Here is a 5731-nt window from a genome sequence, read left to right as displayed (position 1 = left end):
AATGGAGTTGACTTAGAGAAATACAATCGAAACGCCCTAAAAGAAAACCATTTAGTTGCTGCAACAATGCGTATTCTACCGGGAGAAAATGACTTTGTCATACTTGCTGTTGGTCGATTAGTAAAAGATAAAGGCATTGAGGAATTGGTTTCTGCATTTACCAATTCTAAAATTGAAGGTAAATCAAAACTGGTATTGTTAGGAAGCTTTGAACAAGATTTGAACCCTTTGTCTCCTGAAACGATACAGACAATTACAGATCATCCTAGGATCGTACAGATCGATTGGTCAGATCATGTTGCGCATTATATGGCTTTGGCTGATGTTTTAGTCCACGCTTCGCATAGAGAAGGCTTTCCAAATGTCTTATTAGAAGCAGGAGCAATGCAGCTTCCAATTATTTGTTCTGGGATCATCGGAAATACTGATATTATTACTCAGCAGAAAACTGGATTGATTTTTCCAGTCAAAGATGCTGGCGTTTTGAAAGAGGCTTTAGAATTTGCGTATGTAAAAAGGGATAAAATGGCTCAAATGGCGATAAAATTAAATGAAGAAGTTATCTTAAATTACAATAGACCTAAAGTTCATCAAGAAATTTATGATCGTTACCTTGATCTTCTTAAAGAGGTCAGTCCAACAGAATAAATTATATTTAGGAATTAATCACATTAGACTCAGTTTATGAAGTATCTGGTCACCGGAACCGCTGGATTTATTGGTTTTCATGTTGCCCGCACGCTGTTGGAAAGGGGAGATCAAGTCGTAGGCTTAGACGTGATAAACGATTATTATGATATTGATCTGAAGTATGCTCGATTAGCCTCAATGGGTATAAGTAGGGAAGAAATAAAAGTGGACAGACTTGTCCAGTCTTATATGACTCCTTCCTATAGATTCATCAAATTAGACCTAGCTGAAAAAGACGACTTATTGGAGCTTTTTGAACTAGAGAAATTTGATGTAGTAATTCATTTAGCTGCACAGGCAGGAGTAAGGTATTCATTGACTCATCCGGAGGTTTATATCCAAAGTAATATTATTGCTTTTCTGAATATTTTAGAAGCATGTCGCTTTCACCCTGTAAAACACTTAGTTTATGCCTCTTCAAGTTCGGTTTATGGTGCAAATGAAAAACTCCCGTTTTCTACTTCTGATTCTGTAGATCATCCGATTAGCTTATATGCAGCCTCTAAAAAATCTAATGAATTAATGGCGCATACTTACAGTCATTTATTTAACATTCCTACAACAGGATTAAGATTTTTTACAGTTTATGGTCCATGGGGCAGACCTGACATGGCACTTTTTCTTTTTACAGAAGCTATTTTAAAAGGAGAGCCAATCAAAGTTTTTAACTATGGTAAAATGAAACGTGATTTCACCTACATAGATGACATTGTGGAAGGGGTAATTCGAGTAGCTGATAGACCAGCCACTCCGAATGTTGATTTTGATCCAATGAATCCTGACCCCGGTAGTGCAAGAGCTCCTTATAAGGTCTATAATATAGGAAACTCCTCACCAGTACTTTTGATGGATTATATTCATGCAGTTGAAAAAGGACTCGGTAAAAAAGCCAAAATGGAATTACTACCATTACAACCCGGAGATGTTCCAGCTTCTCATGCAGATGTTTCTGATTTAGTAAGGGATACAGGTTACAAACCAGAGACGACTATTGAAAAAGGTGTTTATGCCTTTACGGAATGGTATTTAGACTATTATGGTGAGGAATAGGCAAATACATTTATGAAAAAATCAATTTTGATTACTGGTGGTGCCGGATTTATTGGGTGCCATGTTGTGAAACTTTTTGTTTCAAAATATCCGGAATATAAGATTGTCAATCTTGATGCTTTGACCTATGCAGGTAATCTGGAAAATTTAAAAGAGGTAGAGGAAGTTCCTAATTATTTTTTTGAAAAAGTAAATATTCAAGAATCAGAGGCCCTTAAGGCTGTTTTTGAAAAACATAAAATTTCAGATGTAATTCATCTGGCAGCTGAATCACATGTCGATCGGTCGATTACTGATCCTTTGGCATTTGTAAAGACAAATGTATTTGGCACAGTTAATCTTTTAAATTCTGCAAAAGAATATTGGAAGAATAACTTTAATCAGCATCTATTCTATCATATATCGACTGATGAGGTATATGGATCTCTTCATGATGGAAGTTTTTTTTTGGAAACAACACCATATGATCCCCAATCTCCTTATTCCGCTTCTAAGGCTTCTTCAGATCATTTTGTACGGGCTTATGCCAATACTTATAAAATGAGAACTGTCGTTTCTAACTGTTCTAATAATTATGGCCCAAATCATTTTCCTGAGAAGCTTATTCCTCTTTGTATTAATAATATCAAAAACAATAAGCCTTTACCGGTGTATGGGAAGGGTGAAAATATCAGAGACTGGTTGTTTGTAAAGGACCATGCTAGAGCTATTGATACTGTATTTCATCAAGGGAAAGCAGGGGAAACGTACAATATAGGTGGGTTCAATGAATGGAAGAATATTGATATTGTAAAATTGCTTTGTCAAAAGATGGATGAAAAACTTGGCCGTGAAGCAGGGGCTTCTGAAAAGCTAATCACTTTCGTAACGGATAGGGCAGGACATGATCTTCGCTATGCTATAGACGCTACAAAAATCAAGGAAGAATTGGGTTGGGAGCCAAGTTTACAATTTGAAGAAGGGATTGAGATTACGATTGATTGGTATCTAAATAACCAAGATTGGCTAGATCACGTTACTTCTGGGGCATATCAGGATTATTATTCTGAATTATATGAAAATAGATAGGGAGTTTTAGTCTGTGAAAAAAGTACTTTGACTAACTCCCAATAATTGAACGGATTAAGAATAGTTTAACTTTTTGATAAAGATCTTGAGTTTGTAAGATCTCGTTAACCAAGAAAGAGTATATCTAAGTATTTTTTATGAAATCATCTTTTGATTTGTAAGATCAATCATAAATCCACCAGTCAGGTATTGTGATTGTCCAATCCCGGCCTGCTGCTCGACTTTCACAGGAAAGGCATTCTGCCGGATATTGATTAGTAGGTTTTCCGGGAATGTAGTCACAGATTGGTTGCAAATAAATAGGAGAAATCTCTGAAGTAACATAGAACCTCGATACTGATGATTTTGCAACCTCAAAATAGCCAAGGACAAGTTCATCTGGATTTTTAGTATTTATGATATTCCCAAATACCGGCGCAGGAGGTATGTCAAAAAGGGAGCCTTTGTTGTTTATAACTGTATTGATTTTTTGCCAGTATTCAAATGCCTCTCTGTTAATACTTAACTGTTTTACTGTAACAAAATATGGGAATAAGAATGAATTGTCAAATTTCCTGATAGCCAATAATTTCTCAGTTTGACGACTTGAAGTAACTGTTCCGTCAAATAAATTAACTCTTGAAGGATCCATGACATCAAAAATAAAACAGGGAGGAGGCGGAGGGGTGCCAGGAGGAATCCAGAGTAGTTGCCAATAATGTGCTTCTTCCACTATCCATCGGAGGAATAACTGGTCTTTTGTTTCCGGTATTTCTGATTTTGCAAAGACCTTAAAAACATACTCATTTTGAAAAGTTCTGAATGGTTCATACGAAACTTGATAGCTGAGACTGTCCTTACCGACAGCATCGGGCATTTCTTGAAATTTTGACTTGTATGTTACCCCATTCAAAATCACCTCTAAAGCATAACTTTTCCCTTCTACTGATTTCACCCCATGCAATTCATAAACACCATTTCCTTTATTGGAATATGATATTCTATCTTCTCCATCGGTCAGTAAATAAACCGCTGCATTTGAAACACTTTTGGGACGAAAAGCCAAAGGTGCAGAGGTGCTGATATTGACAACATGCTTATCATCCACATCAGTAAACAATCCATAGATAATTAATTGTCCCTCTTGTGTTTCTTGCCAAAAATCAAGTGGTTCAATACAAGAGAATGTTACCGAAAGTAGAGGTATCAGGCAGGTAAGTAGCTTTAATTTTGAATAAAAGTCCTTTTTCATCTTATGATATTCTTCTAGCCCAAACCTCAATAATCTCAATCAAACTTCCACCAATCAGGTACGTCATTTGTCCACCTTCGGCCTTCCGCTCGCGCTTCGCAAGACTTGCATTCAGGGGCATAAGAATCTTCAGATTTATTTGGAAAATATTGACAAGGGTCTACGAGATTAAACGGAACATCTGCACGTGTTGTATAAATTCTAGTCACCTTGGTTTTGGCAACTTCAAAATACCCCAAGACTCTTTCATTTGGGTCTTCAACATTGGAAATGTTTCCAAATACTGAAGCAGGGGGAATATCAAATAAGGATCCTTGGTTATCGATCACAGTTTTTATTTTTTCCCAATATTCATAAGCTTCTCGATTGATGCTGAGTTGTTTGACGCTTACAAAAAATGGATACAAGAAGGAATTGTCCACTAATCTTTTACCCAATACAAAATTCCCTTTTCTTGTACTTGTACCCGAACCATCAAATAAACTGAGTCTATTGGGTTCAATGACATCCGATATAAAACAAGGTGGGGGAATTGGAGGAGGAAATCCTGTCCCCGGTAAATATACCAAAGGCCAGAAATAAGTCTCTTCAATCATCCATCTAAGGTAGATCGGATCTGCTGAGTTAGGCAGTGTAGCCTCTGTAAAAACCGTAAAAACAGATTCCGGAGATTCTGTTCTAAATGGTTCTTTATTAAATTCAAAACTGATTTCATCATCCGCAAGAAGCTCAGGAACCTTTTCATACTTAGACATATAGACCTTGTCCTCCAGAATAACCTCGATGGCATAACTTTCTCCTTCTTTTGCAGCAAATCCTTCTAATATATATTCCCCAGATATGCTAGAAGAGTACCTCAATCTATCACCAGATGCAGTTAACAAAGAAACCTGGGCATCCAGAACTTCCATTGGTGCAAGTCCCATAGCAGATGTCCTAGTAATGGAGACTTCTTGTCTTTCATTGGTATCGGTCAAAAGTCCATAGATTACTAATTGCACTTCATTGCTTTCGATGAAATAATCAAGTTTTTCAATACAGGAAAATGGCAATAAAAAGTAAACTGAAAATACCAAAATCAGTCGGACAGATTTTTTAGTTTGTGAGATCATTTGCCAAAAGAAACAGTGTAGCTGATTGATGGGAAAGCGGAACCCAATATTGAAATCTGATAAGGTAATAATCTCTGTGACCTTCCTTCTCTTTGAAAAAATACCGAATAGGCATTTTTTCGACCTGTGAGGTTGTAGACACTAAAATTGATCTTATCATCCCATTTTCTTACAAATCCATTTGTTAGGTAGGAAAAGTCAATTCTAAAATAGTTTGGAATCCTGAATTCATTTCTGTTCCCAAAATTTGGAACATAAACCCCTCCGACTACATAGTTAGATGAAAGCCCTGTAACCGGTCTGCCTGAGGAAAAATTTATATTCGTATTGAAAGTCCGTCCCCTTCCGATATGGATGTTGGTGACAAGAGATATGTTGTGAGGTTTGTCAAAATTGGTAGCAAACCAATTGCCCTGATTGACCTGAATTTCAGCAAATCCTGAGGTGGTTCTAATCAATGACCTGGTATAGGTATAGGCGAGCCAACCTGTGATACCACCGCTGTTTCTTTGGATCAATAATTCCGCACCATAAGCTTTACCTTCTCCCTGGATCAATTCGGTCTCTATATGCGGATTTA

The 5731-nt window shown here is 36.9% G+C and carries 5 protein-coding genes and 1 pseudogene; 3 read left to right on the top strand and 3 right to left on the bottom strand.

Annotated features, from left to right (window positions below):
- The 3 genes from Q0L68_RS15230 to rfbB all read left to right on the top strand — a co-directional run.
- Positions 1-648 (top strand): glycosyltransferase (locus Q0L68_RS15230; RefSeq protein WP_296704891.1); only part of this gene is annotated, 648 nt, incomplete at its 5' end.
- Between the two features lie 36 nt (positions 649-684).
- The gene (locus Q0L68_RS15225) at positions 685-1740 is read left to right on the top strand and encodes an NAD-dependent epimerase (RefSeq protein ID WP_296704889.1); all 1056 of its coding nucleotides are present in this window, start codon (positions 685-687) and stop codon (positions 1738-1740) included.
- Positions 1741-1752: 12 nt separating this feature from the next.
- Entirely contained in the window at positions 1753-2808 is a 1056-nt protein-coding gene (rfbB, locus tag Q0L68_RS15220; protein ID WP_296704887.1) for a dTDP-glucose 4,6-dehydratase, read from the top strand.
- Positions 2809-2971: 163 nt separating this feature from the next.
- Here rfbB and Q0L68_RS15215 read toward each other — a convergent pair whose 3' ends face one another.
- The 3 genes and pseudogenes from Q0L68_RS15215 to Q0L68_RS15205 all read right to left on the bottom strand — a co-directional run.
- The gene (locus Q0L68_RS15215; protein ID WP_296704884.1) at positions 2972-4039 is read right to left on the bottom strand and encodes a DUF4249 domain-containing protein; all 1068 of its coding nucleotides are present in this window, start codon (positions 4037-4039) and stop codon (positions 2972-2974) included.
- A gap of 35 nt (positions 4040-4074) precedes the next feature.
- Positions 4075-5151, bottom strand: a complete 1077-nt coding sequence (locus Q0L68_RS15210) for a DUF4249 domain-containing protein (RefSeq protein ID WP_296704882.1) — start codon at positions 5149-5151, stop codon at positions 4075-4077.
- Positions 5148-5731, bottom strand: a pseudogene (locus Q0L68_RS15205) (TonB-dependent receptor); the annotation flags it as partial. The gene Q0L68_RS15210 and the pseudogene Q0L68_RS15205, both read right to left, overlap by 4 nt.

The sequence above is a fragment of the Algoriphagus sp. genome (assembly GCF_024642405.1).
Taxonomy (GTDB): Bacteria; Bacteroidota; Bacteroidia; order Cytophagales; family Cyclobacteriaceae; genus Algoriphagus.
This window is presented reverse-complemented; position numbering and strand designations above follow the sequence as displayed.